23 protein-coding genes and 2 pseudogenes are annotated in these 24932 nt (G+C 59.2%); 12 read left to right on the top strand and 13 right to left on the bottom strand.

Annotated features, from left to right (window positions below):
- Positions 1–19: 19 nt before the first annotated feature.
- Together msub_RS12005 and msub_RS12000 are read right to left on the bottom strand one after the other, a co-directional pair.
- Positions 20–1612 (bottom strand): MFS transporter, encoded by a 1593-nt coding sequence (locus msub_RS12005; protein WP_048497092.1) that lies wholly within the window; start codon positions 1610–1612, stop codon positions 20–22.
- Between the two features lie 258 nt (positions 1613–1870).
- Entirely contained in the window at positions 1871–3028 is a 1158-nt protein-coding gene (locus msub_RS12000) for an NnrS family protein (protein ID WP_048496235.1), read from the bottom strand.
- Positions 3029–3101: 73 nt separating this feature from the next.
- On the opposite strand from msub_RS12000, the gene msub_RS11995 reads away from it, so the two are divergent.
- Positions 3102–3665: a Yip1 family protein gene (locus tag msub_RS11995; protein ID WP_048496234.1), complete on the top strand. Its 564-nt coding sequence runs from the start codon at positions 3102–3104 to the stop codon at positions 3663–3665.
- Here msub_RS11995 and trhA read toward each other — a convergent pair whose 3' ends face one another.
- Positions 3666–4331, bottom strand: coding sequence for a PAQR family membrane homeostasis protein TrhA (gene trhA / locus msub_RS11990; protein ID WP_227506717.1), 666 nt, complete (start codon positions 4329–4331; stop codon positions 3666–3668). It abuts the gene before it with no gap.
- A gap of 190 nt (positions 4332–4521) precedes the next feature.
- Between trhA and wrbA the strand changes: the two genes are divergently transcribed.
- The gene (wrbA, locus tag msub_RS11985) at positions 4522–5121 is read left to right on the top strand and encodes an NAD(P)H:quinone oxidoreductase (protein WP_048496232.1); all 600 of its coding nucleotides are present in this window, start codon (positions 4522–4524) and stop codon (positions 5119–5121) included.
- A 139-nt stretch (positions 5122–5260) separates the two neighbouring features.
- Here the strand turns inward: wrbA and msub_RS11980 are convergent, their stop codons facing one another.
- A complete protein-coding gene (locus msub_RS11980) occupies positions 5261–5968 on the bottom strand; it encodes a Crp/Fnr family transcriptional regulator (protein ID WP_048496231.1) in 708 nt (235 codons plus the stop codon).
- A 236-nt stretch (positions 5969–6204) separates the two neighbouring features.
- On the opposite strand from msub_RS11980, the gene msub_RS11975 reads away from it, so the two are divergent.
- Positions 6205–7122: an AEC family transporter gene (locus msub_RS11975; RefSeq protein ID WP_048496230.1), complete on the top strand. Its 918-nt coding sequence runs from the start codon at positions 6205–6207 to the stop codon at positions 7120–7122.
- Here the strand turns inward: msub_RS11975 and msub_RS11970 are convergent.
- The 6 genes and pseudogenes from msub_RS11970 to msub_RS22380 form a co-directional block, all read right to left on the bottom strand.
- Positions 7119–7778, bottom strand: a complete 660-nt coding sequence (locus msub_RS11970; RefSeq protein WP_048496229.1) for a cation diffusion facilitator family transporter — start codon at positions 7776–7778, stop codon at positions 7119–7121. The two genes, msub_RS11975 and msub_RS11970, sit on opposite strands and share 4 nt — an antisense overlap.
- An 85-nt stretch (positions 7779–7863) precedes the next feature.
- Positions 7864–8322, bottom strand: a complete 459-nt coding sequence (gene cadR, locus msub_RS11965) for a Cd(II)/Pb(II)-responsive transcriptional regulator (RefSeq protein ID WP_048496228.1) — start codon at positions 8320–8322, stop codon at positions 7864–7866.
- A gap of 43 nt (positions 8323–8365) precedes the next feature.
- Positions 8366–8989, bottom strand: coding sequence for an SCO family protein (locus tag msub_RS11960; RefSeq protein ID WP_048496227.1), 624 nt, complete (start codon positions 8987–8989; stop codon positions 8366–8368).
- A complete protein-coding gene (locus msub_RS11955) occupies positions 8986–9828 on the bottom strand; it encodes a cytochrome c oxidase assembly protein (RefSeq protein ID WP_048496226.1) in 843 nt (280 codons plus the stop codon). Before msub_RS11955 ends, msub_RS11960 begins: the two co-directional genes overlap by 4 nt.
- A gap of 75 nt (positions 9829–9903) precedes the next feature.
- A complete protein-coding gene (locus msub_RS11950; RefSeq protein ID WP_048496225.1) occupies positions 9904–10809 on the bottom strand; it encodes a cation diffusion facilitator family transporter in 906 nt (301 codons plus the stop codon).
- 72 nt (positions 10810–10881) lie between these two features.
- Positions 10882–11169: pseudogene (locus tag msub_RS22380) on the bottom strand (ATP-binding protein); the annotation flags it as partial.
- Between the two features lie 295 nt (positions 11170–11464).
- Here msub_RS22380 and msub_RS11940 point away from each other — a divergent pair.
- The 4 genes from msub_RS11940 (at position 11465) to msub_RS11925 (ending at position 14960) form a co-directional block, all read left to right on the top strand.
- Positions 11465–12439 (top strand): TRAP transporter substrate-binding protein, encoded by a 975-nt coding sequence (locus tag msub_RS11940; RefSeq protein WP_048496223.1) that lies wholly within the window; start codon positions 11465–11467, stop codon positions 12437–12439.
- A gap of 40 nt (positions 12440–12479) precedes the next feature.
- Positions 12480–13019: a TRAP transporter small permease gene (locus msub_RS11935; RefSeq protein WP_048496222.1), complete on the top strand. Its 540-nt coding sequence runs from the start codon at positions 12480–12482 to the stop codon at positions 13017–13019.
- 4 nt (positions 13020–13023) lie between these two features.
- Entirely contained in the window at positions 13024–14328 is a 1305-nt protein-coding gene (locus msub_RS11930) for a TRAP transporter large permease (RefSeq protein ID WP_048496221.1), read from the top strand.
- A gap of 146 nt (positions 14329–14474) precedes the next feature.
- Entirely contained in the window at positions 14475–14960 is a 486-nt protein-coding gene (locus msub_RS11925) for a winged helix DNA-binding protein (RefSeq protein ID WP_227506716.1), read from the top strand.
- 6 nt (positions 14961–14966) lie between these two features.
- Here msub_RS11925 and msub_RS22190 read toward each other — a convergent pair.
- Positions 14967–15113: pseudogene (locus msub_RS22190) on the bottom strand (helix-turn-helix domain-containing protein); the annotation flags it as partial.
- Between the two features lie 819 nt (positions 15114–15932).
- Between msub_RS22190 and msub_RS11920 the strand changes: the two are divergent.
- The 4 genes from msub_RS11920 (at position 15933) to msub_RS11905 (ending at position 21454) form a co-directional block, all read left to right on the top strand.
- Positions 15933–16160, top strand: a complete 228-nt coding sequence (locus msub_RS11920; RefSeq protein WP_048496219.1) for a membrane protein — start codon at positions 15933–15935, stop codon at positions 16158–16160.
- Positions 16153–18507: a heavy metal translocating P-type ATPase gene (locus msub_RS11915; RefSeq protein ID WP_048496218.1), complete on the top strand. Its 2355-nt coding sequence runs from the start codon at positions 16153–16155 to the stop codon at positions 18505–18507. Before msub_RS11920 ends, msub_RS11915 begins: the two co-directional genes overlap by 8 nt.
- 31 nt (positions 18508–18538) lie before the next feature.
- On the top strand, positions 18539–18925 hold the full coding sequence (locus msub_RS11910; protein WP_048496217.1) for a DUF302 domain-containing protein: 387 nt from the start codon (positions 18539–18541) through the stop codon (positions 18923–18925).
- Positions 18926–19045: 120 nt separating this feature from the next.
- Complete coding sequence (locus msub_RS11905; protein ID WP_048497091.1) at positions 19046–21454, top strand: phosphoketolase family protein; 2409 nt, start codon at positions 19046–19048, stop codon at positions 21452–21454.
- Positions 21455–21519: 65 nt separating this feature from the next.
- Here the strand turns inward: msub_RS11905 and msub_RS11900 are convergent, their stop codons facing one another.
- Both msub_RS11900 and msub_RS21165 read right to left on the bottom strand, forming a co-directional pair.
- Positions 21520–23037 (bottom strand): FAD-binding domain-containing protein, encoded by a 1518-nt coding sequence (locus tag msub_RS11900; RefSeq protein WP_048496216.1) that lies wholly within the window; start codon positions 23035–23037, stop codon positions 21520–21522.
- Positions 23034–23177, bottom strand: a complete 144-nt coding sequence (locus msub_RS21165) for a DUF2256 domain-containing protein (protein ID WP_082146552.1) — start codon at positions 23175–23177, stop codon at positions 23034–23036. Before msub_RS21165 ends, msub_RS11900 begins: the two co-directional genes overlap by 4 nt.
- A gap of 65 nt (positions 23178–23242) precedes the next feature.
- Between msub_RS21165 and msub_RS11895 the strand changes: the two genes are divergently transcribed.
- Positions 23243–24931 carry an HAD family hydrolase gene (locus tag msub_RS11895; RefSeq protein WP_048496215.1) on the top strand — a complete coding sequence of 563 codons (1689 nt, stop codon included), beginning with the start codon at positions 23243–23245 and terminating at the stop codon, positions 24929–24931.
- Position 24932 lies beyond the last annotated feature (1 nt).

Here is a 24932-nt window from a genome sequence, read left to right as displayed (position 1 = left end):
CTTATTCAACGTCTGAGCATCAGGGATTCTTGATATACGCATTCTTGCGCAGATAGAACCACCAGTTAACCACCAGGCAGAGCGCATAGAACACCGCAAACCCGTACATCGCCACTTCCGGAGTCCCGGCCTGGATTTGCTGGCCCATCACCCTGGGGGCGATGAATGCACCGTAGGCGGCAACCGCGGAGGTCCAGCCCAGAACCGGGCCTTTCTGCTGTTGGTTGAAGATGAAGCCGATGCTCCGGAAGGTGGAGCCGTTGCCGATGCCGCTGGCCGCAAACATGATGATGAACAGGATCAGGAAGGGCGCAAAGTAGGCATTCGGATCGGTGGAGTTGTACGCCAGCATCATCACATAGCCGGTAGCCACCGAGGCGCCAACCATCACAACCGAGATGATCTGGGTAACGATGGAGCCGCCGACCTTGTCGGAAATCCAGCCGCCGACCGGGCGAATCAGGGCGCCCACGAAGGGGCCCATCCAGGCCCAGGTGAGTGCGCTCGGGGCATCAGGGTTCACCACCCGGGTCATGGTGCCGTCGGCAGCAACGTCCATCATGTTTCCGAAGATTACGCTGATAGACAGCGGCAGGGCTGCCGAGAAACCGATGAAGGAGCCGAAGGTCAGGATGTAGAGCACGGTCATCGACCAGGTGTGCTTGTTGCTGAAAATCTCGAACTGCTTCTTGATGTTGGGCTGGATCTTGCCCGGGATCAGGCGCAGCAGTACCACCGTCAGGATGATGGTCAGGGGCAGGGCCAGCCACATGTTCAGCACGCTCAGGGCCCAGACACCGGCGATGGAGGTCAGTATGCCAACGCCATAGAGCCCGAGAATCTTGCCAAAGGCCGACATCGGGTTGCCGGGCTCCGGCGTAACCACCTTAAGGTTGTTCATGCCGAACCAGCCGGCAAATGCCAGCGGGATCAGGAACACCAGCCAGATAAAGCCGGCGTTCTGGATCCAGGTGTCGGTGCCCGCCTCAATCCGGCCGATCAGCGTGCCGCTGGGGCTTTGCAGTTGCATCGGGTCGCCGGCCAGGCCGCCGAAGATACCCACCGTCATCACCAGCGGAATCACCACCTGCATGGTGGTCACGCCGAAGTTACCCAGCCCGGCGTTCATACCCAGGCCATAGCCCTGTTTGCTTTTCGGGTAGAAGGTGCTGATGTTGCTCATGGAGCAGGCGAAGTTGCCGCCACCGATCCCCGAGAGCAGTGCCAGAGCCTGGAACACGATAAAAGGCGTACCCGGGGTCATCAGGGCGATGCCGGTGCCGGCAGCAGGAATCATCAGCAGGGCTGTGGTCAGGAACACGGTGTTGCGCCCGCCGGCAATCTTGATCATGAATGAGGCGGGGATCCGCAAGGTGGCGCCGGACAGGCCGGCGATCGCAGAGAGGGTGAAAAGCTGCTCAATGCTGAAGGGGAAGCCCAGATTCTTCATCTGGGTGGTGATCATTCCCCACATCAGCCAGACGGCAAAGCCCATCAGCAGGCTGGGTATGGAAATCCACAGGTTGCGGGAGGCGATGCGCTTGCCTTCCTGCTCCCAGAATTCTTCGTTTTCGACATCCCAGTGTTCGATGTCTGCGTTGGTTTTGGCCATGATTTTGACTCCCTCGTTTAACATGCCCCTGGCCGCAAATCGGGCGGCATCCGGGCTTCTCGGTACCATTGTGCAAAGCAGGGCGGGGAGTCATTCTTGATATTGCTCAAGGACAGATCGCTATCCGATGTTCCCGGTTTTCAGGCTGTGTTTGCACCCTGTTTTTCGGCTTAAAAAATACGCAATTTCAATAGGATGCGTTGGTGATATCCCGAAATGGGTAGGCGTTTCTGCCAACGGCGCAGTAGAGGTAGCCAATCATTTCCGGCGATTCAGGCTTTGCCGGAACAGCCCAGCCAGCTGCAGGGCAACCAGCGCGTAGGTGCCGGACCAGCTAAGCGCCGACAACCAGAGCAGGCCGGGTTCTGCAAAAGGCGTTATGCCCGCCCCGTACCGGGCCAGGGCTGCAACAGCCATGGCGATAGCCGTACCTAGCACCTGCCAGGCAGGGGGTGTCGTTCGCCTGGCACGCTGCCAGGCCAGCCTGAGCATGACACTGGTGGACAGTGTGCCCAGGGCGCCCACGGTGACCAGATGCAGCGAGGGTATTGGATTGGAACCCTGTAGCAGGTTGAACCCGATGGCGCCGGCGCCCGCCGCCAGCCAGAGGTAACCGAGGGCGAGAACCAGCAGATCAGGCCGGTTGCGGCAATGCCAGAGCTTCCAGCGGATGGCCCGAACCCCGATCAGGACGGCCGAGAGCATCAACAACAGCCCGGCGGCCGGCGCCGCGAATGGTACAAAGGTGAGAGCCAGGGCCAGCGGAAGCATGATCAGCAATGCGCCTTCAATCCTCGGTTGTACCCGTGCCTCCAGGCCAATGCCCCGCTTTTCCAGGGTGCCTGCCACCGCCGGCGCTATGAGCCTGCCCCCGATAAACGTCATCAGCAGCAACAGGCCAATGATGGCAGCGGTCATCACCCGGCGGGCGTCGGGTGCGGCCGGAATAGACCCGGCAAGGGGCCCCCTGGCCAGCCAGAACACCACCGACAGCAGACACAGCACCAGTATCAGCGGGCCGGCAAGCCGGTTGCGCCACTTCTTGGCGGCCTGAAATCGGGGAACGGCGTGGCGGGCGAGCAACAGGGCATACGCCGGGCTGAGGATTTGTGCGGCCAGGCTCTCGGGAGCCAGCAACCAGCTGAGCCGGGCGAGAAGCCATAACACGAACAGCGAGGTGAGCACCCGGCGTGGTTGGGGCCCCAGGGTGTAGCCGGCAATCAGTGCCAGGGCAAATCCGAAAATCAGTTCATGGCCATGGCCGGAACCCAGAAGCCCCGGAGGCCAGCCAGAGCCAGAGAGGACGGCGTAAACCGACAGCGGCACCGCCAGTGCGGCCAGAACCGAGGCGGCGGGAAAGAACAACCAGAATGCATGAAGGTTTTTGCGGGGCTTGCCCGGGTTGTCCGAAGTCATCTTGTATCCTTGACCGGCTCGCGTCCCGGAGCTATCAGTAAAAGTAACATGGGACACATTGTAAAGGTGCATTATGAATATTACACAGCTTGCCCGTCTGCCCTTTTCCGGTAATGGCGCCTGGTCGGAGTTGCGGCGTCTGGATCTTTCCATTCCGTTCCTGGCCTGGGTTGTTGTGGTTCCTTTGTCGTTTCTGCCGCCGGTGCTGCTTTACTACGCAGGCACCCATTATGGCGATGGCTTCGTTCAGGGCTTTGGTGAGAAGGAATGGCGGTTTATCACCACCATCCTGTTTCTGGCCGAATTGCTCACGTTTTTCGTGATGGGCTGGCTGATCCACGCGGTGATGAACAGCCAGCAACTCACGATGAGTTACCGGGATGCCTATCTGCTCGCGGCGATTGCGCCGCTGCCGCTCTGGCTGTCGTCACTGGCGTTGCTGGTGCCGGCGCTGGCGGTGAGTGTGGTGGCGGTGTTTGCGGGGTTGTTCCTGTCCTGTGCCCTGGTGTACCAGGGCGTTCGCTCCCTTTGTGGGCGGACGGACAATGACGTGGAGGTCATGTCAGCCACCTACACCGTTATGGCCGCGTCCCTGCTCGCCTGGGGTGTACTGATGGCGATGGTGTGGGGGTTCTGATCAGACCGTGTAGGGCAGAACGCCGAAATAGACTGCACTGAAGTGGCAGGCACTGCCGCCAATCACGAACAGGTGCCAGACGGCATGCATGTAGGGAATGCGGTCTGCCAGATAGAAGGCGACGCCGGCGGTGTAAAGAACGCCCCCGGCGATGGTGAGGTACAGCGCCGTGTCATTCAGGCTGGCAGCCAGGTCGGAGGCGGCGACGGTGATCAGCCAGCCCATGGCGACATAGATACCAACACGGGCAAGCTTGAAACGGTTCCTGAAAATAACCTTCAGGACAATACCGGCGATCGCCAGCGACCAGATGACCGCAAACAGTGTCCAGCCTACGCTGCCGCGCATGTTCACCAGAAGAAACGGTGTATAGGTACCCGCAATCAGCAGGAAGATGGCGCAGTGGTCCAGGGTTTTGAAGGCCCTTTTCAGCTCCGGCCGCCGGGCACCATGATAGAGGGCCGAGGCCAGGTACAGCAGAATGAGGGAAGCGCCAAAGATGCTGAAGCTGACAATCTTCCAGACGTCACCGAGCTGGCTGGCGCCAATGATCAGGGCGATGGTTCCGATCAGGCTGAGCAGGGCGCCCAGACCATGGGTGGCGCTGTTCAGCCATTCCTCGATGCGATGATGAATGTTGTTGGCAGGGGAGGGGGCTGTTGTCATCGAAAGGTCTTCCGTCTTGGTCATGCAGACAAGGTACTTGAGCGTACAGGTGTACGCAATGGCCCGCGATGAACATCCTGTGACCCTGTTCAGAAAAACTGAACGACCTGCCGGAAAACTTCCGGTTTCACTGTCCTCCGTTGCCAGCTAAGGTCTGGTTATTGAATCAAAAACAGAGGAGGTTCCACCGATGGCAAAAGTACTGGTTCTTTACTACTCGATGTACGGTCATATTGAGACGATGGCGCAAGCCATTGCGGAAGGCGCGAAAGGGGTGGACGGTGCCGAGGTAACCATCAAGCGGGTGCCGGAAACCATGTCGGATCAGGCGTTCCTCGGTGCCGGCGGCAAGGCAGACCAGGAGGCTCCCGTGGCAACCCCGCAAGAGTTGCCGGAATACGATGCCATCATCTTCGGCACGCCGACCCGGTTCGGCAACATGTCGGGCCAGATGCGCACCTTCCTGGACCAGACCGGTGGCCTGTGGGCGGGAGGCAAGCTGCACGGAAAGCTGGGCAGCGTGTTCACCTCCACCGCTACCGGTGGTGGTCAGGAGCATACCATCAGCTCGTTCTGGACGACGCTGGCGCACCACGGCATGGTACTGGTGCCTCTGGGTTATGGTATTCCGGAATTTTTCGACATTTCCGAACTCAATGGCGGAACACCCTACGGTGCGTCGACCATTGCCGGTGGTGACGGCTCCCGGCAACCGAGCGAGAAAGAACTGACGATTGCCCGTTTCCAGGGCAAGCATGTGGCAGAGCTGGCGGTGAAACTGAACGGCTAGCAGCAAGTACTGAGGTAAGTATTGAGTAAGCGTTGAGCGTTTTCAGGGCAGTGGGCGAGAGCTTGCTGCCCTTTTTTTGTCCTGCGCCCCTCTTCTATAACGCCTCCCTTTACGGCGGCGTCCGGCCTTGCACCTCGAATTACAGCTGCTTGGCGGCAGCGCCGGTTTTCAGTCGGGAGAAGGTTGCCGGTACGACACCCAGCCAGGATGCCAACTGATTGTCCGGCACACGCCTGACCAGTTCCGGGTATTCTTCCAGCAGCAACTGGTATCGGTCCCGGGCGGGCATTGTGTGCTTCCGGAACTCCCTCATGCTGGTCAGTTCGGCGATTTCCTCGGTCAGGGCCAGGGCGAATTTCGGCCACAGCCCCTCCCCATGAGACTGAATGGCGGATCTGAAGGATGAGAAGTCCGCAACCCAGAGTGTTGCCGGCGTGCTGGGCGTCAGGCACAGGGTATTGCGCACGGTGCGGGTGCGGCCAAAGACGGGCCACACCATGTCGCCCTCGGAGAAAAAGTGGTGGACGGAGATTTTGCCGTTGGGCGCCTCACGGAACAGCCGGAGTATGCCGTACTGGATCAGGTAGACGTTGGCCCAGGGCGAGTCGTGTTTCTCCAGGTTGGTGTCCGCGTCTACCCGGCGCTGATGGAACAGGCGGGCGAGGTCTGCCAGAAACCGCACGCCGGGATCGTCCTCATGGCCTGCCACCCGAACACCGAATATCCGGCCCAGACCGTTCAGCAGCGCCGTCGAGCTGGGCGCGGCCTCCTGATGGATGATGTCCGGGTTGTCTTCTCCCAGCATGCAGGGGGGCGAGGATGCGTCTGGCCTGAAAACCGAATTCATGGCGTTGACTCTGTTTGAACTGTAGGCCAATTATCGTATCAAAAAAGAATCTTCGGAAATGACTTAAATCATTAACGCTTTTTCATTCCGTCGATTAATCATCCTGACTCCCGGGGTTACTGAATATCAAGCATTGCCCGAATTCCCACCATTAAGTAGGAGAGTTACCTCCGGGTAGGTAGGTGGTAGACTGCGCGGCTTGTCCTTCAGAACCCACTTGCTCAATTGGAGTGCCGATGGCTGCCGCATTTGCTCTGTTCTTCAAGCTGATTCCGCTTTATGTAACGGTGGTTCTGGGTTGGGTGGCCGGCCGGTATCTTGAGGCCAGTGGCCGGCACATTGCAGGCATCATGCTGTACATCGTCACCCCGTCGGTGGTGTTCTCCGGAGTAATGGCGGCGCCGCTCTCCGCCGAGGTCATCATGCTGCCGTTTCTGGTATTCGGGCTGGCATCGCTGCTTGGCATCGCTCAGATGACGCTGGCGAAAAAAGTGCTCACTGACGGCAGTGCCAACATCATTCCTCTGTGCGTGGGTTCCGGGAATACCGGGTACTTCGGGGTGCCGGTGGCGCTCTTGTTGTTCGGGGAGGAAGGGCTGGGGCTCTACATCGTGTGCATGCTGGGCACCACCCTGTTCGAGAACTCGGTGGGTTTCTATTTGGCGGCACGGGGACGGTACAGCATCCGGGATGCTCTGATACGGGTTCTGAAGCTGCCTTCGGTATATGCCTTTCTGGCTGCCGTGGCGCTGAATCTGGCGGGGGTCGGCATTCCGGATATTTTTGTGCCGCTGTTCGACAACCTGCGGGGGGCTTACAGCATTCTGGGCATGATGATTATTGGCATGAGCATTACCAGCTTTCGCGGGCTGGCCGGCAACGTCCGTTTCACGGCACTGGCGTTCTTCGGGAAGTTCGTAGTCTGGCCACTGGTGGCCATCGTGTTCTGGTGGCTGGATGCAACCGTGCTGGGCATTTATGAGCCCGCCGTTCACAAGGCCATGTTCCTGATTTCGATCACGCCGATTGCCGCCAATACCGTGGTTATTGCCACCCTGCTGGATACCTCGCCAAGGCAGGCAGCGGGTACGGTGCTGCTGACCACGCTGTTTGCCCTGGCGTTTATTCCGGTGATGATTTCCCTGGCGTTTTAATGGCCTTGCGGGCTCGACACTTCCGGTGTCAGCTCAACCGGGCCGGCTTTGGCACCGGCAATGTCATTGCGGGCATGGCGTATCACGCTGACGCCGGCGGTAATGGCGAGCGTACCCATGATGGCGGCGACCATAAGATCCGGCCAGGCAGTCCCTGTGCCAAACACGCCCAGGGCTGCCACCATAACGGCGATGTTGCTGATGGCATCATTGCGGCTGCACAGCCAGACCGAGCGCATGTCCGAGTCGCCATCCCGAAAGCGGAAAAGCATGACTGCGACACTGACGTTGGTAGCCAGGGCCAGCAGGCCCACGGCACCCATGGTCATGGGATCCGGTGTGATGCCCGCCTGAACCACCCAGACCGCCCTGGCCCAGACCACCAGGCCGAACGCCGTCATGGTGATGCCCTTGACCATGGCCGCGCGTCCGCGCCACAGCATGCCCATGGAGAGCACGGTGAGGGACAGTATGTAGTTGGCGCTGTCACCAAAGAAATCGATGGCGTCCGCCATGAGGGAAACCGATCCGGACGAGAGGCTGGCCAGGCCTTCGACAACGAACATCGCCAGATTGACCCACAGGGCAATCCACAACGCCCTGCGGAAGCCCGGAGCCGGGGACTTGGGTTCGGGGGCAGAACAACTGCACGCCATAAAGACCTCCTGTGTTCAGATGATCTTATTGAAAACCCTGTAGTTGCTACAGGGTCAAGCGCTTTCCTTCGCTTTCGCTGTCGGTTCAGCTCTGACCGGGGCCGTGGGTGCCAGGCACATGATTGTGCCGGTCCTCAGTTTCCAGGCTTTCGAGTTCTGAACTGAGCCCGCCAAGAATGCCGCACTCCCGGACCGTGCCGTTCTCGGAGCAGGCCTTCTGCAGCTGCACCAGAGTGTGTTCAAGGCTCTCCAGCTCCTTCAGGCGTTCCCGGACATGGTTCAGGTGGTTTGCAAGCAGCGCATCCACACCACGGCAATCCGCCTCCGGCTGATCGGCCAGCCGGATCAGTTCGCGGATTTCGTCCTGGGCCATATCCAGGTTGCGGCAGCGTTTGATGAACAGCAGCCGCTCCAGATGGCCGGGGTGGTAAGAGCGGTAGCCGCTGCTGTCCCGGTCCGGTTCCGGCAAAAGCCCGATTTTTTCGTAGTAGCGGATGGTTTCTGATGGCACGCCTGTGATGCGTGCCAGTTCGCCGATTTTCAAACTGTGTGCTCCCCAGAATATATGCCGGGACGATCCTGGCCGGTCATTCCGTCTCCGCTCCGGCGAGGGCGATCAGGTCCTGGCGAATGGCTTTTACGCCAAGGTCCGGACGGATCAGCAGCCGCGCCTTGCCTTCACGGTCAAAAACGTAAACCGCACTGCTGTGAGAAACCGCATAGTTGCCACTGTTGTCCGGTTCCTCATAACCGAAAGTGGTTCGATAGCGTTTGGCCAGTTCGCGAAGCTGAGGTTCCGTGCCGGTAAGCCCGACGATCCCGTCACCAAAAAAGCTGACATAGGACGCCAGGCGTTCCGGGGAATCCCGCTCCGGATCAACGCTGACGAACAGGGTCAGGACGTCGTCCTCAAGTCCCTCAGGGAGACCTTTGGTGGCCTGATTCAGTTTTTGCAGCGTGGTAGGGCAGACGTCCGGGCATGAAGTGAAACCGAAAAACAGCAGCCTTACCTTGCCGTCAAACTGCGCCGCCGTCACCGTCCGGCCCTGGCTGTCTGTTAATTCAAACGCCAGGGTGGGCATCAGGCCACTGATGTCCTTGCCGTTCCAGCTCTCATTGCCGCCCGAGCAGCCACCGAGCAACAATGTGGTCAGAATCAGGGTGAACAGCCGCAACTTACGGGCCGGTGTCCGGAAGGGGCTGTTACTCATGGCATGGTCTCCCTCATCTGGCTGGAACGGCGGGTGATACTTCCATCTTCATGCATGGCGCGTCTCAGGATAATCAGGATGCCCAGGATGCTCATCATTGCTGGCGGAATCCAGGTAAGCAGGCCGCCCAGCAGTTGGTCGGTTTCCGGTGCCATGGGCCAGGCCCGGCCACAGACCTCGTAAACGTCGTAGACCATATCCCTGGCAAACACGATCATGGCGCCGAGTATCATCTGCGGTATCGCCACCAGCGCCAGGAGCAGGATGCGCTTGCCGTATCCCAGCGACGAGGTGATGGCCGGTGGGCGGGGATCAAAAATCAACCACCAGAACAGCATCCCGTCAACCAGCATGCTCCAGTTCATGACCCAGTAAAGGTTTCGGCTGAGCATGGCATCAAAATGAATGGGCGGCCATAACCAGAAATAGATCAGCCCGACAAACAGTACGGAGGCGATCAGGGGGTGTTGAAGAAATCGATACACCCACCCCAGGGGCCGCAGCCCGCTTTTCAGGCCAGGACTCATTTTTCGGTACCAGAACCGCATGACCGGCAATGGGTTGGACAGGGCAATCAGGATCGGCCCGAGATGATGCAGTATCAGGTGTTGGCCGCGATGGACGAAAAACATGTACTGGGAGTAGTAGTCAAAGCGGGTCTGCATCACCCCGTAACAGATCATAACGCCGAGAACGAAAGCAACGATTCTGACCGGCCCGGGTCTGTCCTCCTCAGGCATCCGTAACAGCCCGATGCCGTAGAACGCCAGTGCGAGCATGAAGCTCAGCAACGTCAACGGTGAGAAATCGTAAGGCTTCAGGTAATCAAGCAGTGTCATAGGGTTGCCGGATCAAGGGTGATCTTGTTGTTTTGCCGGAGCCCGCGTGGCCCGGCTATTCACCTGCATACAGCGTTAACAGTAGCTGGCGTTCGGGCATTCGCAATCATCCCGCTCCCATTGAATGGTCGTATGCTGGATGTTGAATTCTTTTGCCAGCAGCTCCGACGCATCGTTGATGACGCGGTCATCGCCTTGGGGATCCGGCTTCACCAGGTGGACGGTGAGGGCGTTCTCGGTGGTGCTCAGGGCCCAGATGTGCAGATGATGGGCCGAGCGCACCCCGGGCAGCCCTTCCAGGCGTTGGCGGACCGCAGCGGGATCGATTCCCCTGGGTACCGCATCGACCGCCAGGTTGACCGAGTCCTTCAGCAACTGCCAGGTGCCCAGGAAGATTACCGCCGCAATGACCAGGCTGACCACCGGGTCTATCCAGTCCAGGCTGGTGTACATCAAAACGATGCCCGAGATCACCACGCCCACCGATACCGCGGTATCGGCGGCCATGTGCAGGAAGGCGCCCCGGATATTGATGTCGCCTTCCTGCCCTTTTATAAACAGCATCATGGTGGCTCCGTTGACAAGAACGCCGATGCCGGCAACCACCATCACGGTCAGCCCTGCAACATCGGCGGGGTCTGTCAGGCGCTGGATGGCTTCCCAGGTAATCCCGCCCACCGCGGCGATAAGAATGAGGGCGTTGAACAGGGCCGCAAGGATGGTGGTCTTTTTCAGACCGTAGGTCTTGCTGTGGGTTGCGGCCCGGCTGGCCAGCCAACTGGCCGCCCAGGCCATGATCAACCCGAGGACATCGCTGAGGTTATGGCCGGCGTCAGCCAGTAGAGCCAGGGAGCCTGACAACAGGCCATACACCGCTTCAATCACCACAAACAGCGTGTTAAGCAGCACCGCGATGGCAAAGGACCGGTGATGGGTGTCGAAGTGATGGCTGTGATCATGGCCATGGTCGTGACTGTGCATTGTTACCTCTGTCGTAAGGAACCTGGGTGCACTTTTTAAACGTTGTAGTTACTACAGGGTCAAGAGCGGCCGCTATAACTCAATCACCACTTGCAGGCCACCATGTGATCCGCCTAAAAAGCGGATCTGCCCGCCATAGCGGTCGACGATATCCCGGACGATGGCGAGCCCCAGACCGTGACCGGGCGTTTATTCGTCGAGCCTCAACCCACGCTGGCCCAGGTTGGCCATTGCCTTTGGGTCAACACCGGCGCCATCATCTGTCACCATGATTTGCATCATATCACTGCTTTGCTTGAGCGAGAGTTCCACGCACCGTGTGGACCATTTGCCGGCGTTGTCGAGAAGGTTGCCCAGTATTGCACCGCTCATGCCACCTAGGCTTAAGGGCCGGGTGCCAAAAATCTCATAACCTGGCAGCCGTCTCATTAAAGATCGACGGAAATAAATTATTGATAAAACGTAGATATATCCATGAAAAAATGTGGAGTTAATTAAGGCAAATTGTTTGACCTGACTTTTTTTCATCACTAGATTGGTTAAAAAAAGCACACATCTTCAATGTGCGTGCGTGAGTTGGTATCGATTGCATGGCTTATAAAAACAATCATTGGTGAATTGCCTGGAGACAAGTTCCCCGGCAAAGGAGGAAGACATGAAAATAACGATGAAGCACCTGACTGCCATTGCCCTCTCTGTGACCCTTGGTCACGCCCAAGCGGAAACTAGTTGGGATATGCCGACGCCCTACGGGGATTCAAATTTTCACACTGTCAATATTCGCGAGTTTGCCGAAGATGTGCGTGAAGCCACCGACGGGGAGCTGAATATTACGGTTCACAGTAGTGGCTCTCTCATTAAACATCCGGAGATCAAGAACTCGGTTCGCCGTGGTCTGGTTCCGATCGGCGAGTTGATTATGTCGCGATTGGCAAATGAGGATCCGTTATTCGAGGTGGACTCAGTTCCCTATCTGGCCAGCAACTACGAGGAGGCCTGGGACCTGTGGCAGGCATCCCGCGACCTGCTTTCTGAACGTCTCGAGCAACAGCGCCTGAAGCTTCTCTTTGCGGTGCCCTGGCCTCCCCAGGGTATTTACACCCGCTTCCCGGTAAAAACGGGCGACGAACTACAGGGCGTGAAAATGCGGGCCTATAACAAATCGAGCGAGAGGCTTGCCGAGCTTCTGGGTGCCATACCGACCCAGGTTGAAGTACCTGATATCCCCACTGCATTCGGCACGGGGCGCGTTGACGCCATGATCACATCTCCGTCCACGGGCGCGAATACCCGAGCTTGGGATTATCTGAGTCATTTCAATCATGCCCAACTGTGGTTGCCAAAGAACATGGTCATTGTTAACAAGCAGGCTTTCGAGGGGCTTCCAGAGTCCGTCCAGAGCGCCATCGAAATCGCCGCCGCCGAGGCTGAGAAGCGCGGATGGGAAGCCAGTAAGGCGGAAACCGCAGCCAAGATCAAAATCATGGAAGACAATGGTATCGTGGTTTCCGAGCCTAGTGACGCTCTGGTTAAACGACTGAAAGAAGTCGGCGCAATGATGGAGCAGGAGTGGTTGGAACGTGCCGGTGAGGATGGCAAGGCGCTCGTTGAGGCTTATCGTGCCCGCTGATTCTTTGCGGGACTGACAAGATCCACCCGGGGGCATTCCCATGCGCAGGTTTCTGGATTCTATGTACCGCTTTGGCGGTTACGTCTCGGCATTCCAGCTCGTGTTCATCATGTTGATGGTGGTGCTACAAGTGTTGGGGCGGCTTCTCGATGCTGCACTGCTGGGTCTACGGATGGAACCCCTGGGTCTCCAGGTGCCCGGATTGGCTGAGCTGGCGGGGTTCCTCCTGCTGGGGGCAACCTTTACCGGGTTGGCTTATACCCTGACGGTGGGTGGCCATATCCGTGTTGACCTATTGCACAGAACTCTGCCAGCCAGCGCCCGGCGAGCTTTGGATATCCTGGTTACGCTAATTGCGCTGGCGATTACCGGGTATGGCACCTGGTTCAGCGTTTTACTGGCTTTTGACAGCTACGACTTTGGCGATGTGTCGATTGGCATGGTTCCGGTTCCGCTCTGGATGCCGCAGGCGGTGATGGTTCTCGGGTTGGCCTGGCTTTTGATCGCCCTGCTTGATGTGTTGAGTGGCCTGATCACCGGTCGCATTACCCAGCTCAAAGACGAAGCCCCCCTGGAGTAGAGCCATGGACATGATTTCAATGAGCCTGCTGTTGCTGACTGGGCTTCTGATCCTGCTCGCGGCGGGGCTGTGGGTGGCTTTTGCCCTGACCGCCACCGGTCTGGCTGCGCTGCATTTCTTCAGCAATATTCCGGTTGGTACCAGCCTGGCGACCTCATTTTACGGCGCCAGCGTGTCCTGGGAGCTTGCGGCGTTGCCTATGTTTATATGGATGGGGGAAGTTCTGTTCCGATCCCGGTTGTCCGAAGAAATGTTTACCGGTATCGCTCCATGGGTCGGCCGGATTCCCGGTCGCCTGCTGCATACCAATATTATCGGCTGCGGTATCTTCGCGGCGATTTCCGGCTCCTCGGCGGCTACGGCAGCGACCATCGGGAAGATGTCGATACCTGAGCTCACTCAACGCGGATACGATCGCAAGCAAATCCTGGGCACCCTGGCCGGTTCCGCGACCCTGGGCCTGTTGATTCCCCCATCGATCATTCTCATTGTTTATGGTGTTGCCACTGAACAGTCCATTGCCCGACTGTTCGTGGCGGGTATTCTTCCTGGTTTGCTGCTGATGGTTCTTTTTGCCGGCTACGTCGTAATCTGGTCCAAGCTGAATCCGTCAGGTGTTCCAGCCGACGAAGAAGAAGCCCTTCCACTGGCTGAGAAGGTAAGGCGCAGCAAGCCCCTGATACCGGTTGTGTTGCTGATTGTAGGGGTGATCGGCTCAATCTATGGCGGATTTGCATCACCAACAGAGTCTGCGGCGGTGGGTGTCGCACTCGCGCACCTGTTGTCTTGGCGTGGCGGCTCCCTGACCGGGGAGACCTTTGTCCAGGCTTTGATGGGGACGGTAAAAACCTCCACCATGATCGCGTTTATTCTTGTGGGTGCCCATTTTTTGACGGTTTCCATGGCCTTTACTGGCATTCCCAGAGAGCTGGCGTCGTGGATCAGCACTCTGAATTTATCGCCCGGCATGTTGCTGCTGGCGCTGACGTTGTTCTTCATTCTGCTTGGGTGCTTCCTGGATGGTATTTCCGTCGTTGTACTGACTACGTCGGTTATATTGCCGATGGTTGAGGCGGCTGGCATTGATCCCATGTGGTTCGGGATCTATCTGGTGATCGTGGTGGAAATGAGCCAGATTACACCGCCAGTCGGGTTTAACCTGTTTGTCATTCAGGGGCTGACCGGGGAAAATATAATCCGGGTGGCTCTGGCGGCATTACCCTATTTCCTGCTGTTACTCGCTGGGGTAATGCTGATAACGGTCTTCCCACAGATTGTGACGTTCCTTCCCAATCAGATGGGAAATTGATAGAACCCTGGCCCGCCCAGAGTAAGGGAGGGCATCGTAAACTCGAACAGGATTGTCGTGGTGGGCTAATGATAAAAGACGAAGGCAATAAACCGCCGAGGCAAGGCAGCACCCAGACATCTGGAGGGAAAAGCATTGGGCCGATTGTGTCTTCGGCCCATCTGTCCGGCAGTGCTGCGGAACTCTCGGAGCTCGAATTCGGGCTGATTGTCGCGGGTAACGCGTTCAACCGTTGGATGGTGCGGTGCATGAACGCGGCCGGGCTTCCGGACCTCAGTCCGCTGGATATTCTGGTTATGCACAGCGTAAATCACCGCGGGAGATCAAAGAAATCCGCAGACATTTGTTTGGTGCTCAACGTGGAGGATACCCACACGGTCACTTACGCACTGAAAAAGCTCTTGAAGCACGAAGTGGTGATATCGGAGCGCCGGGGCAAGGAAACCTTCTATTCGATCACAGAAAAAGGTACGTTTGTGTGTGATGCCTACGCCGAAATCCGGGAAAGCTGTCTGGTGGATTCACTCCGGACTCTTGGGTTCTCGAATACCGACCTTGGGTCCATTGCGAGCTTTTTACGGGGTATCTCGGGCCTGTATGATCAGGCTGCCCGCTCGGCAGCATCGCTATAGGTCTCTTTAAACGATTTCATTGAACAGATACCCCTGGCCCCACCGTGTCAAGATGGCCTCACTGCCCACCAGCTTCCTGAGCCTTCGGATATAAGCCTCAATGACGTTTTCGCTCGGGCTGTCGTTCAGGTTATAGAGTTGTTCCATCAGTCTTCCTGTTCAGCCAGGACTAGCGCATCTTTGGCGGTATGGCTAGTGTCCACGCTGAAGCCCGCGTTCTGCAACTGGCTGCCTAGTCCCTCAGCCAACAGACGGTCATCTTCGACGAGCAGTAAGCGCAATCCTGCCTGAATGCTAAATAGTTTGTCATTTTCAGCATGAGTTCAGGTTGATGCGCGACTGTATCAACCGTTTACTGGTATTGCTCAATTTTCAGAGCGAATCAAGGGGGCGCTCAAGCCCAAACCGTTTCACGGGAGAAGACCGGATGAATGTATCCATGCTTTTGGCTTTAGTCTCTGCAATGTCGGTGTCTGCGACAGTGTTTGCTGCGGGTGTGCTCACAGTGGCGGGCATGGCGCAAACGTTGGCAGGCCGGGACAGAGCAGGGAAGTGATCTCGAAGTTCACCCGGCAAGCCGACATCGAGATTGCCCGCAACGTGCCCCGCCACTATCAGTCCGGCATGTATGGCGAGGTCAACTTTAACTGATTGAGCCCTGCCACTTGAACAGAGTATCCCGGGCTGGCGGTTCCAGGGCCGGCCCGTACTCTCCAGCCGTACCTTTTAAGGTAGATACGATGAAGAAAGGCCTGATAGGCGGCTTTGCCGGCCTGCTGTTGCCGGCGCTGACCCCGCCGTTTAACGGGCCCGGGACTCTCCGGGCAGCATCCAGGAGCACACTCTGGTCTACACTCTGGTAATGGGCCTGGTGCTGACCGCCTTCCTCAAACTGTCGCGGGTCGCGGCTCCGGCCATGAGGCGTCTCATACCCACCACTACGGAAGCCAGTAATAAACGAAGGTAACGATCATGATGGGAGGTGACATGTCTGGCTATGCACTCTGGACAGGGCACTGGCTGTGGATGCTGGTGATTGCCATTATCCTGGTCATCCCGGCCTGGCGTATTTGCCAACGTGCCGGGTTCCCGGGGTGGATGGGGCTGCTGATCCTGATTCCCCTCGTTAATCTTGTCCTGCTCTATTTCATTGCGTTTGCCGACTGGCCTGCAAACAGAACCGGAGGCCGAAATGGCTGAGCACCAACACGCCCATAACCATGATCATCACGATCACGGGCAATCCGGCGAGCATGCGGCCAAGGACCCGGTCTGTGGCATGTCGGTGGACCCCCACAGCGCGGAGCATCGAAGCCAGCACGCTGGCAAAACCTGGTACTTTTGTTCGTCACACTGCCAGGCCAAGTTCGATGACAACCCGGAACAGTATCTTGGTGAAGAGCAGAAGCCGCGAGAGCCGGTAGCGCCGGGCACCATGTACACCTGCCCCATGCATCCGGAAATTCGCCAGCAGGGACCGGGCGACTGCCCCATCTGCGGCATGGCTCTGGAGCCGGAGCAGGTCAGCCTGGATGACGGCCCCTCGGAAGAACTCAAGGATATGACGCGGCGCTTCTGGATCGGCCTGGCGCTGGCACTGCCGGTATTTATTCTTGAAATGGGAGGGCACTTTTTCGGGATTGACCACATCATGGCCCCCCAGACGTCCAACTGGATCCAGCTGGTGCTGGCCACGCCCGTGGTGCTCTGGTGTGGCTGGCCGTTCTTTGTCCGGGGCTGGAAATCCGTGGTCAGCCGAAACCTGAACATGTTCACGCTGATTGCCATTGGTACCGGCGTCGCCCTCATCTACAGCCTGGTGGCGACACTGGCACCCGGTATTTTCCCGGCGGCGTTCCGCCAGGCCGATGGTTCGGTTGCCGTGTATTTCGAGGCCTCGGCGGTCATCGTGGTGCTGGTATTGCTGGGGCAGGTGCTGGAATTGCGGGCGCGGGAGAAAACCTCCGGTGCCATCAAGGCCCTGCTGGACCTGGCGCCCGCGACCGCCCGGAAGCTGGACGACCAGGGCGGCGAGTCCGATGTGTCGCTGGACCAGGTCAAGGTTGGCGACCGCCTGCGGGTTCGGCCCGGAGACAAGGTGCCGCTGGACGGCGAGGTGCTGGAGGGCAGCTCGAACGTGGATGAATCCATGGTCACCGGCGAGCCCCTGGCGGTCAGCAAGAAAGCGGGCGATCAGGTGATCGGCGGCAGCATCAACCAGCAGGGCAGCTTCATCATGCGGGCCGACAAGGTAGGCCGCGACACCATGCTGTCCCAGATCGTCCAGATGGTGGCCAGCGCCCAGCGCAGCCGGGCACCGATTCAGGGCCTGGCGGACAAGGTGGCGGGCTATTTTGTGCCCGCGGTGATCCTGATCGCCATCATTGCCTTCATCGTCTGGTCCGTTTTTGGGCCGACGCCACCCATGGCCTTCGGACTGATCGCGGCGGTCAGTGTGCTGATCATCGCCTGCCCCTGTGCCCTGGGGCTGGCCACGCCCATGTCGATCATGGTGGGTGTCGGCCGGGGCGCCCAGAGCGGGGTGCTGATCCGCGATGCGGAAGCCCTTGAGCGCATGGAAAAAGTGGACACCGTGGTGGTGGACAAGACCGGTACGCTGACCGAGGGCAAACCTCAGGTTACAAAGCTGGTCCCGGCCGAGGGATTCAGTGAGGAAGACCTGATGCGGTTTGCCGGCGGCCTGGAGAAGGGCAGTGAGCACCCGCTGGCTCATGCGGTTCTCGACAAGGCGGAGGCCATGGGCCTGACCCTGCCCGACGCTGAAGGCTTTGACTCGCCCAACGGCAAAGGCGTAACCGGCAAGATCGAGGGGAAGCAGGTTTTGATTGGCAACCGTCTGCTGATGGAAGCCGAAGGCGTTGATATCTCCGGCTCTGAACAGGAAGCCGATCAGCTCCGAAAGGACGGCGCCACGGTGATTTTCGCCGCCGTTGACGGCAAAGTGGCCGGCCTTCTCGCCATTGCCGACCCGGTCAAGGAAACCACCGGAGCGGCCATCGCCGCCCTGCAGAAAGACGGCATCCGGGTCGTCATGCTGACTGGCGATAACCGCACCTCGGCCGAAGCGGTTGCCCGCAAACTGCACATTGACGAAGTGGAGGCGGAAGTCCTGCCGGAGGACAAGGGCAAAATCGTCCAGCGCCTGAAAGACGAAGGCCGCATTGTGGTCATGGCCGGTGACGGTGTGAACGATGCGCCGGCCCTGGCAACGGCGGATGTCGGCATTGCCATGGGCACCGGCACGGATGTCGCCATCGAAAGTGCCGGTATAACCTTGTTGCGGGGCGATCTGATGGGGATTGTGGAGGCACGTCGACTGTCTTCGGCAACCATGCGCAACATCCGGCAGAACCTGTTTTTCGCCTTCATCTACAATGCCGCCGGTGTGCCTATTGCCGCCGGGGTTCTGTATCCGTTCTTCGGCGTACTGCTGTCGCCGATTATCGCAGCCGCTGCCATGTCGCTGTCCTCGGTAAGCGTGATCACGAATGCACTGCGCTTGAGGGTGGTCAAGCTCGGTGAATGATCGTTAACTGTCTGAATCATAGGAGCCAGCCATGTCGTACACGATCAATCGAATTATCAAAGATGCCGATTTTGAGGGCGTGGACAAGAGAACGCGTCAGGCGCTGACCGATCATGGTTTTGGGGTGCTGACGGAAATCGACGTCAAGGCCACCATGAAGAAGAAGCTGGACAAGGACATGCCCGCCTACCGGATTCTCGGTGCCTGCAATCCGGCTATGGCCTGGGAGGCAATCGGTTTGGAGCCTCGCGTCGGTGCCATGCTGCCTTGTAACGTTATTCTTCGTGAGGTGTCGGAGGGAGTTGAGGTTAGCGCGGTCGATCCCGTCTCCTCCATGTCCGCCATTGATAACGACGAGCTCAAGCAGGTCGCCGGGAAAGTCAGGGATATGCTTTCGGAGGTTGTTCAGGCGATCTGATTAACCCCGGAATCAGCGGTATTTCCGGCCAGCGGCCGCGACGGGCGTCAGTAATCTTTATGTCCGCGCGCGGCCCATGCCTGGAACACATTCATGCAGGATTCCGTGGAGGATCTGATCATGAAACAGCCTATGCCAGCGGAAAAAAGCAGTGTCGAACCGGGCCCGTTGGCGCCGGATGAACTCCACAGAATGGACGCTTACTGGCGGGCGGCCAACTACCTCTCGGTGGGGCAGATCTACCTGCGCGACAACCCCCTGCTCACCGAGCCGCTGACGCCGGAACATGTCAAGGCACGCCTTCTGGGGCACTGGGGAACCACCCCGGGGCTGAACTTTATCTACGTACACCTGAACCGGATGATCAGAGCGCAGGATCTGAACATCCTATACATCACCGGCCCCGGACATGGAGGGCCGGGTCTGGTTGCCAATACCTGGCTGGAAGGCAGCTACAGCGAGCTTTATCCGAACATTCCGCAGAACGCGGCGGGCATGCAGCGGTTGTTCAGGCAATTCTCGTTTCCCGGTGGCATACCGAGCCACGTGGCGCCGGAAACCCCGGGCTCCATCCACGAAGGCGGCGAGCTCGGTTACTCCCTGTCCCATGCCTTCGGCGCGGTATTCGACAATCCGGACCTCATAGCCGCCTGCGTGGTCGGTGACGGTGAGGCTGAAACCGGCCCGCTGGCCACCGCCTGGCACTCTAACAAGTTTCTGAGCCCCGCCCGGGACGGCGCGGTACTGCCGATTCTGCATCTGAACGGCTACAAAATCGCCAACCCCACCGTGCTGGCGCGCATTCCCCGTGAGGAGCTGGAGAGCCTGTTCATCGGCTATGGCTACCAGCCCTATTTCGTTGAAGGCGACGAGCCAGCGCGGGTGCACCAGCGTATGGCGGCGACCCTTGATACGGTCATGGCCGAGATCCGGGCGATCCAGCAGGAAGCCCGCACCGGGGGCACGACCTCCCGCCCGCGGTGGCCAATGATTATCCTGCGCACACCGAAGGGTTGGACCGGCCCGAAAGAAGTGGATGGCCTGAAGAGTGAAGGGACCTGGCGCTCGCATCAGGTACCCATCTCGGCGATGGCGGGCAATCCGGAGCATCTGAAACTGCTTGAAGACTGGATGAAAAGCTACCGCCCTGAAGAACTGTTCGACCCGAACGGAGCCCTGAGACCGGAGCTGGCCGCCCTGGCGCCGAAAGGTGAACGGCGCATGGGCGCCAACCCGCACGCCAACGGCGGGTTGCTGATCAGGGATCTGCAACTGCCCGACTTTCGCGAATTTGCGGTTGCCGTCACCAGCCCGGGCACGGAACAGGCGGAATCGACCCGGGTAATGGGCACCTATCTGCGCGACGTCATGCAGTTGAATACCCAGACGCGGAACTTCCGCGTGATGGGGCCGGATGAGACCAGCTCCAACCGCCTTGGCGCCCTGTTCGAGGTGACCAACCGCGCCTGGATGGCCGAGACCCTGCCGGGAGACGACCACCTGGCGCCGGACGGCCGGGTCATGGAGATCCTCTCCGAGCACACCTGCCAGGGCTGGCTGGAAGGGTACCTGCTGACCGGCAGGCATGGGCTGTTTTCCTGCTACGAGGCCTTCATTCACATCATCGATTCCATGTTCAACCAGCATGCCAAATGGCTCAAGGTTGCCGGCAGCGAGGTTCCCTGGCGTCGTCCCATCGCCTCACTCAACTACCTGCTGACGTCCCACGTCTGGCGCCAGGACCACAACGGCTTCTCACACCAGGATCCCGGCTTTATCGACCATGTGGTGAACAAGAAAGCCGACGTTATTCGCGTCTACCTGCCACCTGATGCCAACACCCTGCTGTGCGTAACCGACAACTGCCTGCGTTCGCGCAACTTCGTGAATGTGATCGTGGCCGGTAAGCAGCTTGAGCCACAGTGGCTCGGCATGGACGCGGCCATCAAGCACTGTACCGCAGGTATCGGCATCTGGGAGTGGGCCAGCAACGATCAGGACAGTGAGCCGGATGTGGTGATGGCCTGTGCCGGCGACGTGCCTACCCTGGAGGTTCTGGCGGCGGTGGATATCCTGCGCTACCACCTACCCCAGCTCAGGGTGCGAGTGATCAATGTGGTGGATCTCATGACTCTGCAGGACCAGGCGGAACACCCGCACGGGCTGTCGCACAAGAACTTCGATACCCTGTTCACCACCGACAAACCGGTCATTTTTGCTTACCATGGCTACCCCTGGCTGATCCATCGCCTGACCTACCGGCGCACCAACCACAAGAATCTGCATGTGCGCGGCTACAAGGAGGAAGGCACCACCACCACGCCGTTCGACATGGTGGTGCTCAACGACATGGACCGTTTCCATCTGGCGGCAGATGTGATCGACCGGGTACCGCAACTGGGGGCTCGGGCCGCCTACCTGAAACAGTGGCTGCGGGACCGGCTCATAGATCATCAGCATTACATCATCGAGCACGGCGTGGATATGCCGGAAGTGATTCAGTGGCAATGGGGGGCAGCGGCAGGCTGAAGAGATCGGCAACTGAACCGGAATTGATCCCTGTCCCGAAACCGGAGGAGACAGGCGGTGACTGACTAGTCGAACAGCGATAGCTGATCGGAGTGGTTCCCCGATGGCACTGTGGGTCGCTTCTGAACCGGGCCTTTCCGGCTGCCATGTCGCTGCAATACCCGGTCGGTTTCGGGCCGGCTCACATGGTTGCTCCGGAAGTCGCCGATGGCCTTGCGGGCGGCGCGGGCGGCCTGCTCGTGGTCGCATATCGGGGCAATGTAGGTGTTGCCGCCGAACCGGTCCTTCTGCGTTGGCGTCATCAGCCAGGGGGTGTGAATCAGTTCTGCCGGCACGCCGGCCAGTTCCGGAATCCAGCGGCGGATAAATTCGCCCTTCGGGTCCAGCTTCCGGCTCTGCAGCACCGGGTTGTAGATGCGTAACGCATTAATGCCGGTGAGGCCGGATTGCATCTGGGCCTGGGCGTAGTGGATACCCGGCTCAAAGTCGGTGAACAGCCGGGCCAGATGCAGCGCCGGATCGCGCCAGTGCAGCCATAGCTGGTAACTGGCGAGGGCCATCAGCATCGCCCGCATACGAAAGTTGATCCAGCCGGTGTGGTCAAGGGAGCGCATGCAGGCGTCCACCAGGGGCCACCCGGTCTGGCCTTCCTCCCAGCGCTGCAGCCGTTCGGTATTGTTGGGCCCGGTTTTGAGTGCTTCCAGCTCCCGGTGCATGGCGCGGAATTCCAGCTCCGGTTCGTCTTCCAGTTTCTGCATAAAATGGCAGTGCCAGTGCAGGCGCGAGCGGAAGCTGGTCAGGCTTCTCTGTTTGCGAGGCAGGGTGTTGCGGTGATTGCCGGTGGCCTTGGCCTGCTGATAGATTTCCCGGAGGCTCACCGTGCCGTACGCAATGTGTGAGCTAAGCCGGGAGCAGGCGCGAACGGCAGTAACAGGGCTGGAAATATTGTACTGGTAGCCGACACAGCGTCGCTCCAGAAATGAGGTCAGCAGTTTCTCGCCGCGCTGGCTGCCACCGGCCTGGCGGTCCGGGCAGCGATCCGCCAGTTCGAACTCCCTGGGTGAGTGGTGTTGCCCGGTGGTCGTGATCAGTCCAGTGCCGGGAATGAACGGTGGGGCTTCCAGGGGTGATGCGCGCATCAGGTCGGTCCAGGCCCGGTCCCAGACATCCCGGTCTCGCAGCCGGCGAACCACGCCGAACTGGCGCCATTCCCGGAAGGCCACCTGATTTTCCACACACCATTCAATAACCGCCTTGTCACGCCTGAAGGTCCAGCTGCCGCCGGTTTCCTGGTGGCAGAACACGCGATCAACACCATGGCTGGCGCGTAGCTGCTTGAGGGCTTCAACCACGGACCCACGCATCACCAGCAGCTTGCTTCCGGCGTTTCGCAATTGCTGGTCCAGATCCTCAAGCGAGTCCCGGATAAAGCCCCATTGGCGACCACTGGTGTCGGGTAGCTGCCAGTAGTCGTCCTCCATCACGTACAACGGAATGACCGGCTCGCCCAGTGCGGTGGCAGCCACCAGCGGTGCGTGGTCCCGGGTGCGCAGGTCCCGTTTGAACCAGACAATTGTTGTCATCGCGGGCTACTCCGGGCACGTCGGCAACGTTCGCTGCAATAGCGGACATTTTCCCAGTCCTTCGCCCATTTCCTGCGCCAGGCAAAGGGCCGGTTGCAGGCCGGGCAGATTTTCTCGGGGAGATGGGGTTTTTTGTGCATTGGCAAAAAATGGTTTTTACTGAAAGTGAAAACTTGTACGTTCCTGAAACTCCAAAGGATTGTTCATGGCCCGATTCAGCGACCATTTGCCGGCGCCGTCGGTATTGATCTTTGACTGGCACGGTACGCTTGTCGACACTCACGATGCCATGTTCAGCGCCATGGAAGACATGCTGCCGCAGCTGGAGGAGCTGGGGCTGGTGGAGCGGCTGCTGCCGGAAGACCAGTGCCGCACGGCAGATGACGCTCGCCTGGTGCGCTATATCCGGATTTTCCGGCGCCTGCATCCGCGCATCCTGGCGGAGCGCAGGGTGTCCAGGACCGACATTTTTAACGCTATCTTTGGCGACGACAAAGACGCCAGGCTGATTGCTCACAAGGCGTACAACGCGGCCTATCGCCGGTATTTCGGCCAGGTGAGACCCTTCCAGTCCGGCGCCTACGAGTACCTGTCGGCCCTGAAAGCCATGGGGATCCGGCTGGCAATATCCACCAATCGCAACCGTGAGTTCCTGGACAAAGAACTGCGCACGGTAGACGAAGGCCGCTGGCAGCATTTGTTTGACGCCACGGTCTGCGCCGATGATGTCACCGAGTACAAACCCGATCCGGAGGTTATTCTCAAAGCCCTTGAGAAACTCGGCCTGCCGGCCGATAAGCGCGCCTGGTATGTGGGTGACAGTTACGTGGATATGCTCACCGCCAACCGGGCCGGCGTATCCGGCGTTTTCTACAATGGTGCCTGCTGGGATCCGGCCCGGATCGACAGCTGGTTCTCATACCGGGATGCGCCCGCAGCCATTCTGGACAGTTTCGAAGACCTGATGGATCTGCTGGCCCTGCTGGAACGGCACCAGCCGGAAGCCTTCCGCCAGGCGCCTGCTGAAGTCCGACCCCGGCCCTTCCCGCCGCCCCGACGGCCAGAACCTCGCATAGAACCGGACTGGCACCCGGCCGTGGTTAAACTGATCCGGCCTGCGGTGATCCTGTTCGACTGGCACGCCACCCTGGTGGATACGCTGGACGCCATGTACCACGCCGTTGATGACATGCTGCCGGATTTTCACAGGCTCGGGTTGATGGAGCGGATGGTGGCCCCCGAGGACAGCAAGACGCCGGAAGACGTCAAGCTGGTGGCCTATGTACGCGAGTTTGCGAGGCTGCACCCGAAGGTAAAAGCCGACCGGAAGATTTCCCGCACCGACATTTTCGAAGTGCTGTTCGGGGAAAACCAGGAAGCCAAGCAAATCGCCCATAAAGCGTTCAACCACCATTATCGGAAGCACTACGGCACAGTCAAGGCCTTTGAGCCCAAGGTGCGTGAGGTGCTGGAAGGCCTCAGACGGCTGAACATCGAGGTGGGGGTAATCACCAACCGGGACCGGGAGTTTTTCGAACACGAACTGGCTGCGGTGGAAGACACCGGCTGGACCCCTCTCTTTGACGTCGACGTCTGCGGAGACGACACGCCCCTCCGCAAACCCCATCCGGATCAGTTGCTGCTGGCGGTGCAGAAGCTCGATTACCCGCCGGGCCCAAGCGTCTGGTACGTCGGGGACAGCACCACGGACGTCATTGCTGCCAAGCGGGCGGGCATGACCTCGGTGTTTTTTAACGGCGCCCAGTGGGATCAGCCCTGGCTGAACCGGATCTTCCCCGGCACCCACAAACACCCGGACAGGCCGGATGTGGTGGTCAACGATTTCTCGGAATTCTGGGCCCTGGTGCTGGCCTGCGAGATCGGGCCACCCTGAG

This window comes from Marinobacter subterrani (assembly GCF_001045555.1).
Taxonomy (GTDB): domain Bacteria; phylum Pseudomonadota; class Gammaproteobacteria; order Pseudomonadales; family Oleiphilaceae; genus Marinobacter; species Marinobacter subterrani.
The sequence above is the reverse complement of the archived record's forward strand: the minus strand, read 5'-3'. Positions and strand labels throughout refer to the sequence as shown.